Source organism: Sorangium sp. So ce321, assembly GCF_051530195.1.
Classification (GTDB): domain Bacteria; phylum Myxococcota_A; class Polyangia; order Polyangiales; family Polyangiaceae; genus Sorangium.
This window is the reverse complement of record NZ_CP150329.1, coordinates 831,071-850,773: the sequence shown is the minus strand read 5'-3', so window position 1 is coordinate 850,773 and position 19,703 is coordinate 831,071. Positions and strand designations below refer to the sequence as shown.

Annotated in this window: 13 protein-coding genes and 5 tRNA genes; 1 reads left to right on the top strand and 17 read right to left on the bottom strand. The window is 67.8% G+C overall.

What is annotated here, in order from left to right; all coding sequences use genetic code 11:
- Positions 1–183: 183 nt before the first annotated feature.
- The 16 genes from rpoC to WME89_RS03230 all read right to left on the bottom strand — a co-directional run bounded on the left by rpoC (position 184) and on the right by WME89_RS03230 (position 14,919).
- Positions 184–4,467: a DNA-directed RNA polymerase subunit beta' gene (gene rpoC, locus WME89_RS03305; protein WP_436624880.1), complete on the bottom strand. Its 4,284-nt coding sequence runs from the start codon at positions 4,465–4,467 to the stop codon at positions 184–186.
- The gene (locus WME89_RS03300; RefSeq protein WP_437623485.1) at positions 4,460–4,609 is read right to left on the bottom strand and encodes a hypothetical protein; all 150 of its coding nucleotides are present in this window, start codon (positions 4,607–4,609) and stop codon (positions 4,460–4,462) included. The genes rpoC and WME89_RS03300 overlap by 8 nt, the downstream gene beginning before the upstream one ends.
- Positions 4,609–8,745, bottom strand: a complete 4,137-nt coding sequence (gene rpoB, locus WME89_RS03295; protein WP_437623484.1) for a DNA-directed RNA polymerase subunit beta — start codon at positions 8,743–8,745, stop codon at positions 4,609–4,611. Before rpoB ends, WME89_RS03300 begins: the two co-directional genes overlap by 1 nt.
- Before the next feature lie 471 nt (positions 8,746–9,216).
- Positions 9,217–9,603, bottom strand: coding sequence for a 50S ribosomal protein L7/L12 (gene rplL / locus WME89_RS03290; protein WP_436624878.1), 387 nt, complete (start codon positions 9,601–9,603; stop codon positions 9,217–9,219).
- A gap of 98 nt (positions 9,604–9,701) precedes the next feature.
- Positions 9,702–10,229, bottom strand: coding sequence for a 50S ribosomal protein L10 (gene rplJ, locus WME89_RS03285; protein WP_438007819.1), 528 nt, complete (start codon positions 10,227–10,229; stop codon positions 9,702–9,704).
- Between the two features lie 3 nt (positions 10,230–10,232).
- Complete coding sequence (gene rplA, locus WME89_RS03280) at positions 10,233–10,943, bottom strand: 50S ribosomal protein L1 (RefSeq protein WP_438007818.1); 711 nt, start codon at positions 10,941–10,943, stop codon at positions 10,233–10,235.
- Between the two features lie 148 nt (positions 10,944–11,091).
- Complete coding sequence (gene rplK / locus WME89_RS03275; protein ID WP_437307564.1) at positions 11,092–11,535, bottom strand: 50S ribosomal protein L11; 444 nt, start codon at positions 11,533–11,535, stop codon at positions 11,092–11,094.
- Between the two features lie 117 nt (positions 11,536–11,652).
- Entirely contained in the window at positions 11,653–12,183 is a 531-nt protein-coding gene (gene nusG / locus WME89_RS03270) for a transcription termination/antitermination protein NusG (protein WP_436624874.1), read from the bottom strand.
- Between the two features lie 30 nt (positions 12,184–12,213).
- Entirely contained in the window at positions 12,214–12,840 is a 627-nt protein-coding gene (secE, locus tag WME89_RS03265; RefSeq protein WP_438007817.1) for a preprotein translocase subunit SecE, read from the bottom strand.
- A gap of 87 nt (positions 12,841–12,927) precedes the next feature.
- Positions 12,928–13,000, bottom strand: a tRNA-Trp gene (locus WME89_RS03260).
- A 28-nt stretch (positions 13,001–13,028) separates the two neighbouring features.
- Positions 13,029–13,199, bottom strand: a complete 171-nt coding sequence (gene rpmG / locus WME89_RS03255; RefSeq protein WP_436624872.1) for a 50S ribosomal protein L33 — start codon at positions 13,197–13,199, stop codon at positions 13,029–13,031.
- 9 nt (positions 13,200–13,208) lie between these two features.
- On the bottom strand, positions 13,209–14,399 hold the full coding sequence (tuf, locus tag WME89_RS03250; RefSeq protein ID WP_436625521.1) for an elongation factor Tu: 1,191 nt from the start codon (positions 14,397–14,399) through the stop codon (positions 13,209–13,211).
- A 51-nt stretch (positions 14,400–14,450) separates the two neighbouring features.
- Positions 14,451–14,526: transfer RNA gene (locus WME89_RS03245), tRNA-Thr, on the bottom strand.
- 16 nt (positions 14,527–14,542) lie between these two features.
- A tRNA-Gly gene (locus tag WME89_RS03240) sits at positions 14,543–14,615 on the bottom strand.
- A gap of 73 nt (positions 14,616–14,688) precedes the next feature.
- Positions 14,689–14,770, bottom strand: a tRNA-Tyr gene (locus tag WME89_RS03235).
- 76 nt (positions 14,771–14,846) lie between these two features.
- Positions 14,847–14,919: transfer RNA gene (locus WME89_RS03230), tRNA-Thr, on the bottom strand.
- Between the two features lie 735 nt (positions 14,920–15,654).
- Between WME89_RS03230 and WME89_RS03225 the strand changes: the two genes are divergently transcribed.
- Positions 15,655–17,436 carry a serine/threonine-protein kinase gene (locus WME89_RS03225; protein ID WP_438007816.1) on the top strand — a complete coding sequence of 594 codons (1,782 nt, stop codon included), beginning with the start codon at positions 15,655–15,657 and terminating at the stop codon, positions 17,434–17,436.
- A gap of 687 nt (positions 17,437–18,123) precedes the next feature.
- Here WME89_RS03225 and WME89_RS03220 read toward each other — a convergent pair.
- On the bottom strand, positions 18,124–19,698 hold the full coding sequence (locus WME89_RS03220) for an MXAN_5187 C-terminal domain-containing protein (protein ID WP_438007815.1): 1,575 nt from the start codon (positions 19,696–19,698) through the stop codon (positions 18,124–18,126).
- Positions 19,699–19,703: the final 5 nt, after the last annotated feature.

The following is a 19,703-nucleotide window of genomic DNA, read 5'->3' as shown; positions in this document are numbered from 1 at the left end:
AGGTGAATACTGGCCCTGGGTAGGCGTGCGCGCCACGTCAGGCGCGATCCACCGGGCCGGCAAGCGGCTGCTGTGGCGGGAAAGCCGTCTCCTGGGCCGAGGCGAGCGCGTCGACGCGCGTTGTCCAGAGGACGGGCGCGCTCAGGGGCGGGAATGGCCCCGCCCCTGGCGCGCCGGCGATCGTTACTCCTCGTTGACCGCGGTGAGCGTCTCCTCGGGGCGCGGCCGCGGGGCGACGTACGGGGCCTGGACCACCGGCTCGCCCTCGACCACGACCTGGAGGCGCTTGTAGGCGGGCAGCCCCGTCCCGGCCGGGATCAGGCGGCCCATGATGACGTTCTCCTTGAGACCGCGGAGATCGTCCGTCTTGCCGTTGATCGCGGCCTCGGTGAGCACCTTGGTCGTCTCCTGGAACGACGAGGCGCTGATGAACGACTCGGTCGACAGGCTGGCCTTGGTGATGCCGAGGAGGAGCGCCTCCGCGATCGCGGGCTTGCCGCCGCGCTCGAGGACGGTCTCGTTCTCCTTCTCGAAGATGTGCTTCTCCACCTGCTCGTCGACCAGGAAGTTGGTGTCGCCGACCTCGCGCACGCGGACCCGCCGGAGCATCTGCCGGACGATGACCTCGATGTGCTTGTCGTTGATACCGACGCCCTGGAGCCGGTAGACCTGCTGGATCTCGTTCACGAGCCAGGCCGACAGCTCCTTCTCGCCCTTCACCCGGAGGATGTCGTGCGGGTTCGGCGGGCCGTCCTGGAGGGGATCACCCGCGCGCACCCGGTCGCCCGGCTGCACCTGGATGTGCTTGCCCTTCGGGATCAGGTACTCGCGCGCCTGATCGCCGAGCGCGTGCCCGTCCGGCGAGTACGGCGTGATGATGACCTTCCGCTTGCCCTTCGTGTCCTTGCCGAACGTGACCTCGCCGTCGATCTCGCTGATGATCGCGTGATCCTTCGGCTTTCGGGCCTCGAACAGCTCGGCGACGCGGGGCAGACCGCCGGTGATGTCCTGCACCTTCGTCGTGTCGCGCGGGATCTTGGCGATGACCTCGCCGGCCTCGATGAGATCCCCCTCCTGCGCGACGATGTGCGCGCCGACGGGGAGCAGGTAGCGCGCCTCGAGCTCGCTGTTCGGGAGCTTGAGCGTCCTGCCCGACTCCGGGTCCTTCAGCGAGATGCGCGGGCGGACGTCGGCCGCCTTCGACTCGATGACGACCTTTCGCGAGAGGCCCGTCACCTCGTCGAGGCGATCCTGCACGCTGACGCCCTCGATGAGGTCGCCGAACTTCACCACGCCGGAGACCTCGGTGAGGATCGGCGTCGCGAACTGGTCCCACTCGGCGAGCAGCTCGCCGGGCTTGGTGCGCTCGCCGTCGGCCTTCTTGAGGATGGCGCCGTAGACGAGGCGGTTGTGCTCGCGCTCGCGCCCCGTCTCGTCGACGACGACGATCTCGCCGTGGCGGTTCATGACCACCATGGTGCCGTCCTTCTTCTTCTGGACGACCGCCCGGCGGAGGCGGACCGTGCCCTCGGTGCGGGCCTCGAGGTAGCTCGCCTCGATCTTGCCGCGCGCCGCGGTGCCGCCGATGTGGAAGGTGCGCATCGTGAGCTGCGTGCCGGGCTCGCCGATCGACTGGGCGGCGATGATGCCGACCGCCTCGCCGATGTTGACCCGGTAGCCGCGCGCGAGGTCGCGCCCGTAGCACAGCGCGCAGACCCCGCGGCGGAGCTGGCACGTGAGCACCGAGCGGATGACGACCTCCTCGATGCCGGCGTCCTCGATGGACCGCACCGACTGCTCGTCGAGCTCGGTGTTCGCCGTGATGAGCACCTCGCCGGTGAGCGGGTCGACGACGTCCTCCAGCGCGACGCGGCCGAGGATGCGGTCGCCGAGCGGCTGGATGACCTCGCCGGCCTCCTCGAGCTTCGCCACGCGGATGCCGTCGAGCGTGCCGCAGTCGAACTCGGAGATGACCGCGTCCTGCGCCACGTCGACGAGCCGCCGGGTGAGGTAGCCCGAGTTCGCCGTCTTGAGCGCCGTGTCGGCGAGGCCCTTACGCGCGCCGTGCGTCGAGATGAAGTACTGGAGCACGCTGAGACCCTCACGGAAGTTCGCGGTGATCGGCGTCTCGATGATCTCGCCGGACGGCTTGGCCATCAGGCCGCGCATCGCGGCCAGCTGCCGGATCTGCTGCGTGGAGCCGCGCGCGCCGGAGTCGGCCATGATGTAGATGGGGTTGAAGCTCGGCTCGATCGAGGACTTGCCCGTCTCGTGGTCGACGATCGTCTCCTTGCCGATGCCGCCCATCATCTCGGTCGTGACCTGGTCGGCGATGCTCGCCCAGATATCGACGATCTTGTTGTACCGCTCGCCGTCGGTGATGAGCCCCTCCTGGTACTGCTCGACGACGCGCTCGACCTCCTTCTGCGCCTCGCCCAGGAGGACCTTCTTGGCGGCCGGGATCACCATGTGATCCATGCAGATCGAGATGCCCGCCCGCATCGCGTGGTCGAAGCCGAGCGTGCGGAGCCGGTCCGCGAGGAGGACGGTCTCCTTGTTGCGGTGGATGCGGTAGCAGACGTCGATGAGCGCCGAGAGCGCCTTCTTGTCGAGGGTCTTGTTCGCGTACTCGAACGCGACCCCCTTCGGGAGGACCTCGGAGATGATGACGCGGCCCACCGTGGTCTCGACGATGCGGCGCTTCACGTGGCCGAACTCGTCGAGCTGCGGGTTGCCGTCGTCGTCGATGACCGGGACGCGGACGCGGATGCCGGCGTGCAGCGCGACCTCGCCGTTGTCGTAGGCCATCCGGACCTCCTCGGGGGAGGCGTAGATGCCCCGCAGGTAGCCCTGCGCCACGCCGTCCTCGCCGAAGGAGAGGGTGTCGGCGCGGTAGGACCCCCGCTCGAACTTCCGCTCGCGGGTCGCGTAGTAGAGCCCGAGCACGATGTCCTGCGTCGGGTTGATGATCGGCTTGCCGCTCGCGGGCGAGAGGATGTTGTTCGTGCTCATCATGAGCACGCGCGCCTCCATCTGCGCCTCGACCGACAGCGGCACGTGGACCGCCATCTGGTCGCCGTCGAAGTCGGCGTTGAACGCCGCGCAGACCAGCGGGTGCAGCTGGATCGCCTTGCCCTCGATGAGGACCGGCTCGAACGCCTGGATGCCGAGGCGGTGGAGCGTCGGGGCGCGGTTCAGGAGCACCGGGTGCTCGCTGATGACCTCCTCGAGGATGTCCCAGACCTCCGGGCGCTCCTTCTCCACCATCTTCTTCGCGCTCTTGATGGTGTTGACGTAGCCGCGCTCTTCCAGCTTGTTGTAGATGAACGGCTTGAAGAGCTCGAGCGCCATCTTCTTGGGCAGGCCGCACTGGTGCAGGCGCAGCGTCGGGCCCACGACGATGACCGAGCGGCCCGAGTAGTCGACGCGCTTGCCGAGCAGGTTCTGCCGGAACCGGCCCTGCTTGCCCTTCAGCATGTCCGAGAGCGACTTGAGCGGGCGCTTGTTCGGGCCGGTGATCGTCTTGCCGCGGCGGCCGTTGTCGAACAGCGCGTCGACCGCCTCCTGCAGCATGCGCCGCTCGTTCCGGATGATGATCTCCGGCGCGTTCAGCTCGAGGAGCCGCTTCAGGCGGTTGTTGCGGTTGATGACGCGCCGGTAGAGGTCGTTCAGATCGCTGGTCGCGAAGCGGCCGCCGTCCAGGGGGACGAGCGGGCGCAGATCCGGCGGCAGCACCGGGATCACGGTCAGCATCATCCACTCCGGCCGATTGCCGCTCTCACGGAAGGCCTCGACGACCTTCAGCCGCTTGGCGAGCTTCTTCCGCTTCGCCTCGCTGGTGGCGGCGCGCATCTCGGTCCTGAGCAGCTCCGCCAGGCCGTGGACGTCGACCTGCTTGAGCATCTCGAGGACCGCCTCGCCGCCCATCCCGGCGCTGAACTTGTCGTCACCGTACTCGTCGAGCAGCTGCAGATAGCGCTCCTCGCTCAGGAGATCGCCCCGCATGAGGCCGGTCTCCTTCGGATCGATGACGATGTAGGCCTCGCAATAGAGCACCTTCTCGAGGTCCTTGAGCGTGATGTCGAGCATGTTGCCGATGCGCGACGGCAGGCTCTTCAGGAACCAGATGTGGGCGACCGGCGTGGCCAGCGAGATGTGCCCGAGCCGCTCGCGCCGGACCTTCGACTGGATGACCTCGACGCCGCACTTCTCGCACACGATGCCGCGGTGCTTCATGCGCTTGTACTTGCCGCAATTGCACTCGTAGTCCTTCACCGGCCCGAAGATCTTGGCGCAGAACAGACCATCTCGCTCCGGCTTGAACGTCCGGTAATTGATGGTCTCCGGCTTCTTCACCTCGCCGTGCGACCACTCGCGGATCTTCTCCGGGCTCGCGAGCGAGATGCGGATAGCGCTGAACGACAGCGGGTCTTTGGGCTTCTCGAAGAAGCTGAAGATGTCACGCATGGAGACCTCCGGAGACAGAAACGAAACCGATGAACCTGCCCGCGCCCGCTGTGTCGGCCTTCGGGGGCGCGCCGCCCGCGCGGCGCGCCGCAACCGCCATCACCGACGACACGCGCGGCGATCGTGACGTGACGAACTGCATCACTCCTCTTCCTCCGCGGCCGAGGCCTCCACGCCTCCGGTCGACTCGACCAGCTCCACGTTCAGGCACAGCGACTGGAGCTCCTTGATGAGCACGTTGAAGCTCTCCGGCAGCCCCGCCTCCAGGGTGTAATCCCCCTTCACGATGGCCTCGTACATCCGGGTGCGGCCCATCACGTCGTCGCTCTTCACGGTGAGGAACTCCTGCAGCGCGTAGGCCGCGCCGTAGGCCTCCATCGCCCACACCTCCATCTCGCCGAGCCGCTGCCCGCCGAACTGCGCCTTGCCGCCGAGGGGCTGCTGCGTGACCAGCGAGTAGGGCCCGATCGAGCGGGCGTGGATCTTGTCGTCGACGAGGTGGTGGAGCTTCAGCATGTACATGATGCCCACCGTGACGTTCTGATCGAACGCGTCGCCCGTGCGGCCGTCGAAGAGGATCGCCTGCCCCGACGTCGGGAGCTCGGCGAGCTCGAGGGCGCCCTTGATGTCCGACTCGTGCGCGCCGTCGAACACGGGCGATCCCATGAAGACGCCCTCATCGACCGTCTTGATGAAGCGCTTGACGTCGCCGTCATCGAGGTTGTCGAAGAAGCCGTCCATCGACTCGTCGCCCGCGTAGATGGCCTTCAGGTGCTCCTTGATCTCGGCGCTCGCCCGCTGCTGCTCCAGCATGCGCTGCAGCTGGTTGCCGAGCTCGAAGGCGCCCCACCCGAGGTGAATCTCGAGGATCTGACCGACGTTCATGCGGCTCGGCACGCCGAGCGGGTTGAGCACGAGGTCGACCGGCCTGCCGTCCTGGAGATACGGCATGTCCTCCTCGGGGAGGATGCGGCTGATGACACCCTTGTTGCCGTGGCGGCCCGCCATCTTGTCGCCGACCTGGAGCTTGCGCTTGATGGCGATATAGACCTTCACCATCTTGATGACGCCCGGCGGCAGCTCGTCGCCCTTGGAGAGGCGATCGATCTTGTCGCGGAAGTGCTCCTCGCGCGTGCGGACGAGCTCCTCGAGGTCGCGCAGGATGTGCTGGACCCGCTCGGCGTCGTCGACCGGGATCTCGCCCCAGTACTTGCGCGGGATGTCGGCGAGCGACGCCTCGTCGATGATCGCGCCCTTCTGGAAGAGCACCTTGCCCTTGTCGTCGACGAGCTTGCCGGTCGCCTCCTTGCCGAGGAGGATCTCGCGGATGCGGCGGAAGAACGAGTCGCGGAGGATCTTGATCTCCTCGTCGCGCGTCCGCTCGATCCTGGCCCGCTCCTGATCCTCGATGTCCCGCGCGCGGTCGTCCTTCTCGGTCCCCTTGCGCGAGAACACCCGGGCGTTGATGACGATCCCGCCGACGCCGGGCGGCACCTTGAGCGAGCTGTCGCGGACGTCGCCGGCCTTCTCGCCGAAGATCGCGCGGAGCAGCTTCTCCTCGGGCGAGAGCTGGGTCTCGCCCTTCGGGGTGATCTTGCCGACCAGGATGTCGCCCGGCCGCACCTCGGCCCCGATGCGCACGATGCCGGAGTCGTCGAGGTCCTTGAGCGCCTCCTCGCCGACGTTCGGGATGTCGCGGGTGATCTCTTCCTTGCCGAGCTTCGTGTCGCGGGCGACGCACTCGAACTCCTCGATGTGGATCGAGGTGAACACGTCGTCCTTGGCGATGCGCTCGGAGACGAGGATCGAGTCCTCGAAGTTGTAGCCCTGCCACGGCATGAACGCGACGAGCACGTTCTGGCCGAGCGCGAGCTCGCCCATGTCCGTCGACGGCCCGTCGGCGAGCACGTCGCCCTTCTTCACCACCTCGCCCGTCCTGACGACCGGCTTCTGCGTGTAGCAGGTCGACTGGTTCGAGCGCTGGAACTTCATGAGGTGGTAGATGTCGGGCACCTCGGCGCCCTCGCCCTCGGCCCGGACGACGATGCGCGTCGCGTCCACGCTCTCGACGATGCCGGGGCGCCGCGCGATGACGCAGACGCCGGAGTCGCGGGCGAGCCGCTCCTCCATGCCGGTGCCGACGAGCGGGGCGTGCGACTGGACCAGCGGCACGGCCTGGCGCTGCATGTTGGCGCCCATGAGCGCGCGGTTCGCGTCGTCGTGCTCGAGGAAGGGCACGAGCGCGGCGGCGACCGACACCATCTGGTTCGGCGCGACGTCCATCAGCTCGACCATCTCGGGCGTGACGATCTTGAACTCACCGTTGTAGCGGGCCGAGACGAGCGACTCCTTGAAGCGCCCGGTCTCATCCAGGTTCACCGTCGCCTGCGCGATGTACTTGCCCTCTTCCTCGAGCGCGGAGAGCCAGATCACGTCCACGGTCACGCGGCCGTTCTCGACCTTGCGGTACGGCGTCTCGACGAAGCCGTACTCGTTCACGCGGGCGAACGTCGAGAGCGACGCGATGAGGCCGATGTTCGGGCCTTCCGGCGTCTCGATCGGGCAGATGCGGCCGTAGTGGGTCGCGTGGACGTCGCGCACCTCGAAGCCGGCTCGCTCGCGCGTGAGGCCGCCCGGCCCGAGCGCCGAGAGGCGGCGCTTGTGGGTGACCTCCGAGAGCGGGTTCGTCTGGTCCATGAACTGCGAGAGCTGCGAGCTCCCGAAGTACTCCTTCACGACGGCGCTGACCGGCTTCGCGTTGATCAGGTCGTGCGGCATGAGCGTGTCGATCTCCTGCGACATGCTCATGCGCTCCTTGATCGCGCGCTCCATGCGGACGAGGCCGATGCGGTACTGGTTCTCCATCAGCTCACCGACCGCGCGCACGCGGCGGTTGCCGAGGTGGTCGATGTCGTCGACCGAGCCGCGGCCGTTCTTGAGCTCGATCAGGTGCCGCACCGTCTCCAGGATGTCCTGGGGCGTGAGCACGGTGAGATCGAGCCCCGGCCGCTCCTCCTCGGGGACGTCGCGGTAGAACTTGTAGTTCAGCTTCAGCCGGCCGACCTTCGACAGGTCGTAGCGCTCGGCGTTGAAGAACAGGTTGTGGAACAGGGTCTTGGCGGTCTCGAGCGTGGGCGGATCGCCCGGGCGCAGGCGCCGGTAGATCTCCAGGATCGAGTCCTCCATCGTCTTCACCTTGTCGGTGAGCAGCGTGTCGCGGAGGTACGAGCCCACGTTCAGGCCGTCGATGAAGAGGATGCGGAACTGCTCGATGTTCGCCTCGCGCAGCCGCTCGAGCTTCGCCTCGGTGAGCTCCTCGTTCACCTCGACCACGACCTCGCCCGTCTCCGGGTCGACGATGTCGTGCGCCGCCACCTTCCCGACGAGCTCCTCCGGCTCGAGGCTGAGCCGCTCGAGCTTCGCCTCCTTCATCTTCCGGATGGCAGCGCGCGTGAACTTGGTGTTCTTCTTGACGATGACGTCGTTGCCGATCTTGATGTCGCGCGTCGTCCGCTGGCCCGCCAGGAGGTCGTACTCGATGCTCTTCGCGTACTTGCCCCCCTTCTCGAGGTACACGGTCTCCGTCGAGTAGAAGTAGTTCAGCAGGTCCTGCGTCGAGTACCCGAGCGCGCGCAGCAGCACGGTGGCGTGCATCTTCCGCCGGCGATCGATGCGAACGTAGATGATGTCCTTCGGGTCGAACTCGAAGTCGAGCCACGAGCCGCGGTACGGGATCACGCGCGCGGAGTAGAGCAGCTTGCCGCTCGAGTGCGTCTTGCCCTTGTCGTGATCGAAGAAGACGCCGGGGCTCCGGTGCAGCTGGCTGACGACGACGCGCTCGGTCCCGTTGATGATGAACGTGCCCGTCTCGGTCATCAGCGGCAGCTCGCCGAAGTAGACCTCCTGCTCCTTGATGTCGCGCACGATCCGCTCCCCGCCGTCGCGGGTGTCGTAGATCATCAGCTGGTTCGTGACCTTGATCGGCGCCGAGTAGGTCATGCCGCGCTGGCGACACTCATCGACGTCGTACTTCGGCGGCTCGAGGTTGTACGAGACGAAGACGAGCTCGCTCGTGCCGTTGAAGTCTTTGATCGGGAAAACCGAGCGGAACACCGCCTGCAGCCCGACTTCCTCCCGCTCGTTCGGCGGAACGCTCATCTGGAGGAATTTGTCGTAGCTCGACTTCTGGATGTCGATCAGGTTGGGGACGTCGATGATGCGACGAACGCGACCCAGGTTCTTACGGACGCGGAAGTTGGATTGGACGACCGACGGCATCGATTTCCTCCGGCTCACACGAGGCGTGCGGGGCGGGCGCACGGCTCGAACCGAGCAACGAACACGAAGCTACGCACCAATGGCGAGCGAGCGTCCCCAGGGTGTGAGGACCCAGAACATCTTGGCTTTGGGGGCAGAGCGGACCGCGTGGCGACCCATTGAGCTCCGGCATTGGTCGAGGACCCGCACCCGCGGTCCTCTTCAGAGTTGACCGAGGACCCGTACCCGCGGTCCTCTTCGACGTTGGTCGAGGACCCGCACGGGCGATCCTCTCCTTCAGCAGCGGTCGAGGACCCGCACGGGCGGCCCTCTCCTTCAGCAGCGGTCGAGGACCCGTACCCGGCGTCCTCTTCAGAGGGCCCGCACGCGCGGTCCCTTTCTTCAAACAAAAGCGGGACGTGCGGCAGGGACGACCGCCCCTGCCGCCGTCCTCCGGCGGATCCCGATTTCCCTTGCAGGGAGCGGTGATCGTTACTTGAGCTCGACGGTAGCACCTGCCTCGACGAGCTTCTTCTTCATCTCCTCCGCGTCCGCCTTGGAAACCTGCTCCTTGACGGTCTTCGGCGCGGCCTCGACCAGGTCCTTCGCCTCCTTCAGGCCCAGACCGGTGATCTCGCGGATCGCCTTGATGACGCCGATCTTGTTGCTGCCCGAGTTCGCAAGGATGACGTCGAACTCGGTCTGCTCCGGCGCCTTCTCGGCTGGAGCGGCGGCGGCGGGGCCAGCCGCGACCGCGACGGCCGCGGGGGCAGCCTTGACGCCCCACTTGTTCTCGAGGTCCTTGATGAGCTCGGCGATCTGGATGACAGGGAGGTTGGAGAGGTAATCGACGACCTGCTCGCGCGTGATCTCAGCCATTGCAAGACTCCTTCAAACTCTTCTGCGCGCCCCGGGGAGGGGGCCATGTAAACCAAAACCAGACGGGCGCAAGGCCCATTCGTCACGAAAGCGCCCGCTCAACCCGACGAGCCCGCGTCTTCCTTCGCCTTCAGGAGATAGGCGAAATTCTGGAGAGGCGCGTTGAGCTGCTGCACGAACTGCTGGAGCGGCGCCTGGAGCGTCGCGAGCAGGGTCGCACGGAGCTCATCCTTGCCGGGCATCGTCGCGAGCTGCGTCTCGACAGCGTCGCCCGAGAGGATCTGGCCCTCGATGAGCCCGGCCTTGATCTGGAGCTTCTGGTTGTCCTTGCGGAAAGCCTTGACGACCTTGGCTGCCGCGCTCGGATCCTCGTAGCTCCAGGCCACGCCGGTCATGCCGGTCAGGCTCTTCGCCAGGGTGTTCGCCCAGGGGTGCTCCTTGATGGCGTGGCGGACGAGCGTGTTCTTCACGACTCGGTACTCCACGCCGGACTTCCGGAATTCGTCGCGAAGCTTGGTCAGCGACTCGACGTTCATTCCCTTGAAATCCAGGAAGACCGCGGAAGACATCCGCTCGAACTTCTGCCGGACTGAGCCGACAACCGCTTCCTTCTGGGACCTTTCCATGGGCTACGCCTCCTCTGCCTTGCCGATGAAGTGGACCGGGTCGATACGAACCCCCGGGCCCATCGTCGAGGACAACGTGATGCTCCGCAGGTAGATCCCCTTGGCGGTCGCCGGCTTGGCCCGGACGAGCGCCTGGATCAGCGCGTCCGCGTTGACCTGGAGCGCGTTCTCCGCGAAGGAGACCTTGCCGATCCGAGCGTGCACGATGCCCGCCTTCTCGACGCGGTACTCGACCTTGCCGGCCTTGGCCTCCGAGATGGCCGTCTTCACGTCGAACGTCACGGTCCCGACCTTCGGGTTCGGCATCAGGCCGCGCGGACCGAGGATACGGCCGAGCTTGCCGACCAGACCCATCATGTCCGGCGTGGCGATCACGCGATCGAAGTCCATGAAGCCTTCCTGGACCTTGTTCACGAGATCCGCCTCGCCGACGAAATCGGCGCCGGCAGCCTCGGCCTCCCTGGCCTTCTCGCCCTTGGCGAACACGAGGACCCGGAGCGACTGCCCCGTGCCATGCGGAAGCACCACGGCGCCGCGGACCATCTGGTCTGCGTGCCGTGGGTTGACCCCCAGGCGGACCGCGAGGTCCACCGTCTCGTCGAACTTGGCGGGCGCGGCTTGCTTCACGAGCGCGCACGCCTCCTGCAACGTGTACTTTCGAGCGCGGTCGACGACTGCCCGCGCTGCGACTTTCTTCTTGGCGACTTTCGGCACATGCCCTCCTTCTTAACGGCTCTCGCCTCCCACGGTGCGCCCAAAACTACCGTGGTAAGTCTTCTACCCGGTCCGCCGGGGCCCCCTCATTCGGAGGGCCACCAGGCGCGGCGCGCATCCCCGACGGCGGGGAACGCTGCGACCAACCTCAGTCGACGATGTCGATGCCCATCGAGCGGGCGGTGCCCGCCATGCTGCGCATCGCGGACTCGAGGTTCGTCGTGTTCATGTCCTGCATCTTGAGCTGGGCAAGCTCCTGCAGCTGCTTCTGCGTCACCTTGCCCACCTTGACCTTGTTGGGCTCCTTGGAGCCCGCGCCCGGCTTCTTCTTCGTCTCGAGCCCCGCCGCCTTCTTGAGGAGCACGGAGGCCGGCGGCGTCTTCATGATGAACGTGAACGAGCGGTCCGAGAAGACCGTGATCACGACGGGGATGATCATGTCCCCCTGCGCCGCCGTCCGCGAGTTGAAGTCCTTGCAGAACGCCATGATGTTGACGCCGTGCTGGCCGAGCGCCGGACCGACGGGGGGCGAGGGGTTGGCCTTGCCCGCCGGAAGCTGCAGCTTCACGTACCCAGTGACTTTCTTCGCCATGATGAATCTCGCACCCTATCGAACCGCCGCCCGACGGGCGGTCTACTTTTCAGAGAAACAGTGAGGTGCCGCGGAGACGCGGTCCTCGCCCGCAGGTTTGCAGCCGTTCGCTCTTGGCTAGCGCTTCTCCACGGCAGCGAAGTCGAGCTCCACGCTGGTGGGTCGGCCGAAGATGCTGACCTTCACCTTGAGCTTCTGCTTGTCCATCTTCACGTCGTCGACCGTGCCGGTGAAGTTCGCGAAGGCCCCGTCCAGGACCCGCACCTCTTCACCCACCTCGAACGTGAGCCGCGGCTTCGGCTTGACCGCCCCCTCGACGATGCCCCGACGGAGGCTGTCGATCTGCGCCAGCGGGACCTCCTGCGGCGCCTGGTTGCCGATGAAGCCGGTCACCTTGGGCGTGTCCTTGACCAGGTGCCAGACCTGCTCGTTCATGTCCATCTCGACGAAGATGTAACCGGGCAGGCTGAGCTTCTGACGAACGCGGGTCTTGCCACCGGGACGGTTCTCCGTGACCGTCTCGCTCGGGATGAGGATCTCGCCGAAGCGATCTTCCAGGCTGTACTGCTTCACGCGCTGCTGGAGCGCGTCGCGCACCTTCGCCTCGTATCCCGAGTAGGTATGGATGACGTACCACTTCTTGGCCATGGCGCTTGATTCCCTCAGGGTCTCCCTGCTTCAGCTTCCATCGCCGTAAACGATGTTGGTCACGAACGCCCAGAAGCGGTCGAGCAGCGCCAGGTAGAGGGTCGCCACGGTGGTCGTCGCGATGACGACGAACGTCGCGTTCGTAACCTCCTTCTTGGTCGGCCACTTCACCTTCGCCAGCTCGGCAGCGACCTCGTCGCTCCAGGTGCGGAGCTCCGCGTTGCGGAACATGCGCAGCACGACCACGAGCGCGATGACGCCGCCGACGACCATGCCGTAGGTCGTCTTGTCGTCGTCACCCACCGCGGCCAAGGTTGGCAGCGTCCGGCTGAACCAGTCCTTGTTGGAGAGGGTCGCCCAGACGCCGTGGACGACCTTGCCGAGCAGGTAGGCGAGCAGCATGCCCGACGCGAAGAAGCCGGCGAGCACATAGCGCTCAGTACCGAGCTGAGCGGCCGCAGCCTCGCCTTCCTCCTCCTCGGGCTCGCCGGAGCGCAACGCCTCGGCGTCCTCGGGGCCCTCCGCGTCAGCCGCCTCCGGCTCCTCGCTCCGGGTCACGAGGGACGACGCCTCAGCAGGCGCGAGCGATCCAGATTCCTCCGGCTCCCCGTCCTCCGCGACCTTCGGCGTCTGCTTGTCTTTTTGACCCTTCGCCATAACTACACCAAACGCGCCGACCCGCGGCAGGCAGAGGCCTGCTCGATGGGGCTCCGAGGGCAACCTTTGAGCGCCCACGTTCCCCGGCAGGGGCAGAGAGGCTCGAACTCCCGACCTGCGGATTTGGAATCCGCTGCTCTACCAACTGAGCTATACCCCTAGAACCGCGCGCCTTCCTGAGCACCCGTTCACTTCGTCTCGTGGTGAACTGTGTGCTTCTTGCACTGCTTGCAGAACTTCTTGAGCGAAACCACCTGGTCGGGCGCCTTCGTGGTCTTGTAGTTCCGCGACTTGCACTCGCTGCAGGCCAGTGAGACGGCGATGCGCGCCGCACGCCATCCACCGGCCTGCTCGCCCACGTCGGCCTCCTACGCGAGGATCTTGGTGACGACGCCGGCGCCCACCGTCTTGCCGCCCTCGCGGATGGCGAAGCGCATCTGCTCCTCCAGCGCGACCGGGGCGATGAGCTCGATCGTCATCGTGATGTTGTCGCCCGGCATCACCATCTTCACCCCCTCGGGGAGGTTCACCGTGCCGGTCACGTCCGTCGTGCGGATGTAGAACTGCGGCCGGTAGTTGGTGAAGAACGGCGTGTGGCGCCCGCCCTCCTCCTTCTTGAGGACGTACACCTCACCGGTGAACTTCGTGTGCGGCGTGATCGACCCGGGCTTCGCGAGCACCTGGCCGCGCTCGATCTCTTCCTTCTCCACGCCGCGGAGGAGGCAGCCGACGTTGTCGCCCGCCTGCCCCTGATCGAGCAGCTTCCGGAACATCTCGACGCCGGTGACGACCGACTTCTTCGTGTCCTTGAAGCCGATGATCTGGACCTCGTCGCCGACCTTGATGATGCCGCGCTCGATGCGGCCCGTGGCCACGGTGCCGCGGCCCTTGATCGAGAACACGTCCTCGATCGCCATCAGGAACGGCTTGTCGATGTCGCGCACCGGCTCGGGGATGTAGCTGTCGAGCGCGCTGAGGAGCTGCTGGATCGTCTCCTCCCACTTCGGGTCGCCCTGCAGCGCAGGCAGCGACGCGCCCCGGACGACCGGCGCGTTGTCGCCGTCGAACTTGTACTTCGACAGGAGCTCGCGGACCTCCATCTCGACCAGGTCCAGCATCTCCGGGTCGTCCACCGCGTCGCACTTGTTGAGGAACACGACGATGTGGTTCAGGCCGACCTGACGGGCGAGCAGCACGTGCTCGCGCGTCTGCGGCATCACGCTGTCGAGCGACGACACGACGAGGATCGCCCCGTCCATCTGCGCCGCGCCGGTGATCATGTTCTTGATGTAGTCGGCGTGCCCGGGACAGTCGACGTGCGCGTAGTGGCGGTTGACCGACTCGTACTCCACGTGCGCCGCCGCGATGGTCACCGTCTTGGTCTCATCACGGACCGTCCCGCCCTTCGCGATGTCGGCGTACGAGATCGCCTTCGCCAGGTTGCGCTTCGACTGCACCTTGACGAGCGCCGCGGTGAGCGTGGTCTTGCCGTGGTCGATGTGGCCGATGGTGCCCACGTTCACGTGCGGCTTCGTACGAGTGAATTTCTCCTTGGCCATCGAGATGTCTCCTGCCGAAATGAATTTCGCAGCTGCGTTTCGCTGTCTTGCTGGAGCCCACCATCGGGATCGAACCGACGACCTCGTCCTTACCAAGGACGTGCTCTGCCAACTGAGCTAGGTGGGCAAACGACCGACCACAGAGCGGGCGACCGGGTTCGAACCGGCGACGTTCAGCTTGGAAGGCTGACGCTCTACCAACTGAGCTACGCCCGCGGGCGCCCGCCGGGAGTGACCCCGGCGGAACTGATCTTGGTCGGATCGCTGTCGGAGCGAAAGACCGCTCCGGTGGAGGGTGATGGATTCGAACCATCGTAGGCATTGCCGGCAGATTTACAGTCTGCTCCCTTTGGCCGCTCGGGCAACCCTCCAGAATTTCTATACTATCCGATCTTGCCGAAACTTGTCCCTGACCTCCCGAACCGTTGACCTGCTGCCTTGCATCGGAGCTGGCGAGGGGACTTGAACCCCTAACCCCCTGCTTACAAGGCAGGTGCTCTACCGATTGAGCCACGCCAGCGACATCGACCCGCTGCTCGCCCCCGAGGCTCCGGGGAACGTGCGTGCTGACCTAGCGACATGTCCCAAGACCGATCACTTCTGTGCGAGCAATCTACTCCCGGCCCTGCTGGACCGTCTGCCCGCGCCGTTCGGAGTGGGCCGACCGGGCTGGACCGCAGCGAGGTGAAGCCGTTGGTGCCGTTCACGTCGCTCCGAAGGTAGACGAGTCCCGCGAAGGGAGGAGGCTCTTAGCCCCCTGCAAGAGACGTGTCAAGCGGTGTGCGTCGTTTTCGTCCGTTTCGTTGGAATCCGCTGCGGGAGCGCGATCCGTCGCGTCGTCAGCGTCGTCGCGTCATCGCACCGTCGCGAGGCCGCGGCGCCGGAGCTCCCGCGTCGTCCGGCAGCGCCGATCTCGCTCGAGAGCTGCCCGCTTTCAAGACGTACGTTGCGGGGACGCCGAAACGAGCGCCTTCGAGCGCTCCCGCGCCGCCGGATCGCGGTCGCGCGCGGGTTGGCTTGGCGCGCGGGTCGGGGCCGGGCCGTGCGTGCGGAGGGCCGCGCGCACGCGGAACACGCGGGACACGCGGGACACGCGGCAGCGGAGATGGCGGCGCCTCGGGCGAGCAAGAGCTCCCTTGCGCTCGGCGCGCGGCTGCTGCGATCCTGCCCCGCGCACGTTCGCTCGGGCGCGCAGCGGAGCAGCCCGAGGCGACGGTCGTGTTTCGTCACGCTCCGGGGGTAGAGGTTCGATCGCATGGACTGTCCCGCTTGCCACCAGCCAAACATCGACGGGGCGCGCTTCTGCGCCACGTGCGGCGCGCTCCTCCCCGTCGCGCCGGTGGAAGCAGACCCGCTCATCGGCACGATCGTGGGCGGCCGGTTCCGGATCGTCGGGGTGCTCGGCGAGGGCGGGATGGGCCGCGTCTACAACGGCGAGCAGCCGATGGGGACGTCGGTGCGGAAGGTCGCCATCAAGACGCTCCTCGAGCAGCACGCGAAGGACCCGCAGGTGGTCGCGCGCTTCATGCGCGAGTGCGGCACGGTCAGCGAGCTCGAGCACCCGAACACGATCAAGGTCTACGACTTCGGGCAGACCAACACCGGGGAGCTCTACATCGCGATGGAGCTCCTCAACGGGCAGTCGCTCGAGACGGCGCTCGAGCGGGGCGCGCTCTCTCCCGAGCGCGTCGACCGCATCATCGCGCAGGCGTGCGGGTCGCTCCAGGAGGCGCACGAGAAGGGGATCGTCCACCGCGATCTGAAGCCCGCCAACATCTTCTTGACCAGGCGAGCCGGCGAGGAGGACTACGTCAAGGTCCTCGACTTCGGCATCGCGAAGCGCGACGAGCGCAGCGCCAAGGCCGAGCAGAAGCTGACGCAGCAGGGGACGGTGCTCGGCACCCCGCCGTACATGAGCCCCGAGCAGTTCACGGGCAAGGAGCTCGACGCGAGGAGCGACATCTACTCGCTCGGGGTGCTGACCTACGAGATGCTCACGGGGCGCCTGCCGTTCGACGCGGACACGCCGTGGGCGTGGGCGACGCAGCACATGACGGCGCAGCCGTTCCCGTTCGAGGCCGTGCCGATGGGCGCCGCGGCGCCGCCGAAGATGAAGGCGGCCGTCATGAGGGCGCTCAGCAAGAACCGCGAGGACCGTCAGCAGTCGGCGCGGGAGTTCTACGAGGAGCTCACGATCGGCGCGGGCCCCCGCCTCTCCGTGCTCGGCTCGGCGCCCCGCACCCAGGTCGGGCTCGAGGCCCCGACCAGCGGGACCGCGCTCATGCCGTCGCGCTCGGGTCAGACGCAGCTCGGCGAGCCGCTCTTCGTCGCGGGACCGCCCACGGGGGCCGGCGGGACGGTCGTCAACCACCACGCCGCCACCATCATGGACCGGGCGCCCATGCCGTCGGGCGCCGTGGTGGCGCACCCGCCCGTGCCGACGGGGAGCGGCCAGGTGTTCCCCGCGCCGCCGCCGCCGCCCGCGCAGAAGAACAAGACCGCCCCGATCCTCGCGGCCGTCGCGGCGGTCGCGGTGCTCGGCGTCGTGGGCGTCGTCCTGATGAAGAAGGGGGACGGCGCGAGCGCGACCGACGAGAGCGCATCGGCCCTGATCCCGCTGCCGAGCGCGCCCTCGGTCACCGTCACGTCAGACCCTACCGTGGCCACGCCGACGAGCGAGCCCTCCTCCCCCGAGCCGCCGCCCACGGGCGCCCCGACCGGGAAAGAGACGCCCGAGGGTCCGAAGGGCACGACGACCCCGACCGCCGGGACCAAGACCCCGCCCGCCGGCAACGAGAAGGCCGACCAGGAATGCAGGGCCGCGATCAACCTGGCCAACGGCGGCAACACGGATCTCGCGGCGAAGCGCTTCGCGGGCTGCGACGGCCCCAAGAAGGCCGAGGCGCGATCCGCGATCAGCGCGAGCGCCAAGCGGGCGGTGGCCTCCAAGGGGTGCGCGGCCAAGTCCCACGCGATGGCCGCCGCGCGGATCGGGGCGGGCGAGGCGATGTCCCAGCTGCCGGCGCGCTGCCAGTGAAGACGTAACAGCTGGATGGAACGCTTGGGGACGCCGGGCTGTTCCAGGCTTGCCTTGACGCCTGATTTTGACAGGTGCTAGATCCCGCCCTGACGGTTCTGAAAGTTCATTGAACGCCGCCCTGCCTCGTTGGGTCGGCTCTTGACTTTGGGAACATGGGGGAGAAGGTCGCTCACGGGAAATGGGCAGTAAGATTCGTTTGGTCACGCCACGAATGACATGGCGCGACATATGTCGTTCTGAAGAGTTCGCTGGGCGCTGGGTCGCCCTGGACAACGTGAGGTACGTGCAGGGTGCCTCTCAGCCGGCCGAGGCCGACGTTGTAGACGCCGATGATGACCTCGCCGACTTGTGCGCGAGGATGCGCGAAGCCGACCGTACGGCATGTGCGATCCTCTTCGTCGAGGACGATGCCGGCGTGCCCGCGCGGCTCCAGCGCCTTCCGCAGCTCTGGCGCCGCGTGGCACATCACTGACCCGCCAGAACACCCTCACCCGTCCCGCCATTCGACGTAGCGAGCGCCCTCTGGAGCGGCGCAGCCAGCGGGTGTTGCCCGGTGAGCTCAGGCTCCCGATGCTCGCAGCGGCGGAGCCTGTCCACGCGCCAGCACGCGCCCAGGTCGGTCGCTTCCTGGCTGGCCGGCTGCGTCCGGCCGGCGGCTGCCGGTCACTTGCCGGCGGCTGCCGGTCACTTGAGGATCGGCTTCAGCAGCGTCTTGCCGTCCTTGACGACGACGTCGTAATCGACGGACTTGGCAGGGTTCGTCGCGCGCAGCTTCGCGGCCTGCGCGCGGAGGCTCTCGGCCAGGCGTTCGTACGTGACGCCGGCCGTCGACTCCCGCGCGGCGCGCTTGGTCTCGACGTACTTCGCGTAGATCTGGCGCAGCCGCTGCTCCGGGAGCTCGTCGTCGCGCGCGGCGGTGCGCTGCTGGGGGGGAGCGCCGGGGCGTGCGCGCGCGGCGGCGTCGAGGCCGGGGCGCGCGGCCTCCGGCGGGCGCGACGACGCGCGCGGCCCCGCATGCCGAGCTCCGCTGGCCGCGCCCGTGTCCGCGGCAGGCGGCGCGGTGGAGCGACGACGACGCGTCGGCGGCGGCCGGTCCGAGTGCACGCGCTCCTGCCGGCGCGTTGCCGCGGCCGCGCCCTTCGCCTCGGCCGCAGCAGCGGCTGCTGGCGCTGCCGCCGCGGCCGGCGCTGCCGCCGCAGCCGGCGGTGATGCCGCTGCGGCTGCCGGCGTTGCCGCGGGACGGCCTGGCTGCGATCTGGCGGGGAGCGGGGGCGGCGGTCTCTTGGGCGGCGGCGGGGGCTCTGGCGCGGCGTCCGCCACCACGCCCGGCGGTCCGGCCGCGGCCTTCGTCGCGTCGCCGGCCTGGGCGCTCTGCGCGCGCTGGGCGCGCATCTCCGCCGTGAGCTCGGCCAGGCGCTGGCGGCTCGTGGCGCCCGCCGCCGCGGGCTGGTTCCGATCGGCCGCAGGACGCGCGGACGGCCGCGCGCCGGCCGGAGATGCCTCGGCCGGCTTTGCCTCCGCCGGCCTGATCTCCGCCGGCTTCTGCTGCGGCCTGGTCAGCCCGAGCCCGCGCGGCAATCCCCCCAGCGGAGCGGGCTTCACGGCCGCCGCGGCCTGGGGTGGCGCAGGCGGCACGAGCGCCACGAGGGGGCGTACCTGCGGGCTGGCAGGCGCCGCGCTCGACGGCTCCGGTGCGATCGGCGGCGCGACGTGCGCGTCGTTGTCGCGCGGCGGGGCCTCCTCCTCGGCGGCCAGCGCTCGCCCGCGCGCCGGCGGCGCGGCGGGCAAGGGCGGGGGCGCCAGCGTGACCGCCTCGTCGTCGACGTCGATCTCCTCGTGATCGTCGCCGTCGTCGCCGCGACGGGCCGGCTCGCGCGCCGTCGCCTGCTGCTCGGCGAGCTCCGCGTAGCGCTCCGCCCGCTTGCGGCCCACGATCGTGAGCGCTTCCTTGGCCCCGACCCGCTTCGCCGCGCGAAGGACGTCGCGGCGGTACGTCCCGTTCTCGATCTCGCGTGAGATGCGGCCCCAGTACTGCTGGAACGTGTTGTACCGCTGGAACAGCATCTGGAACTTGAACCGGAGCCCGGTGTTCCTGATCTGCTCCCGCCGCATCACCCAGATGCGGCGCTCGACGTCCTTGCGCGGGATCATCGGCTCCAGCCGCTCGATCCCCATGAAGTACTGCTCGTACAGCGCGCGCAGCCGCTCGATGCGCGTCTCCAGCTCCTCGAGCTCCCGTTCGACCTCGCTCGATTCCATCGCGG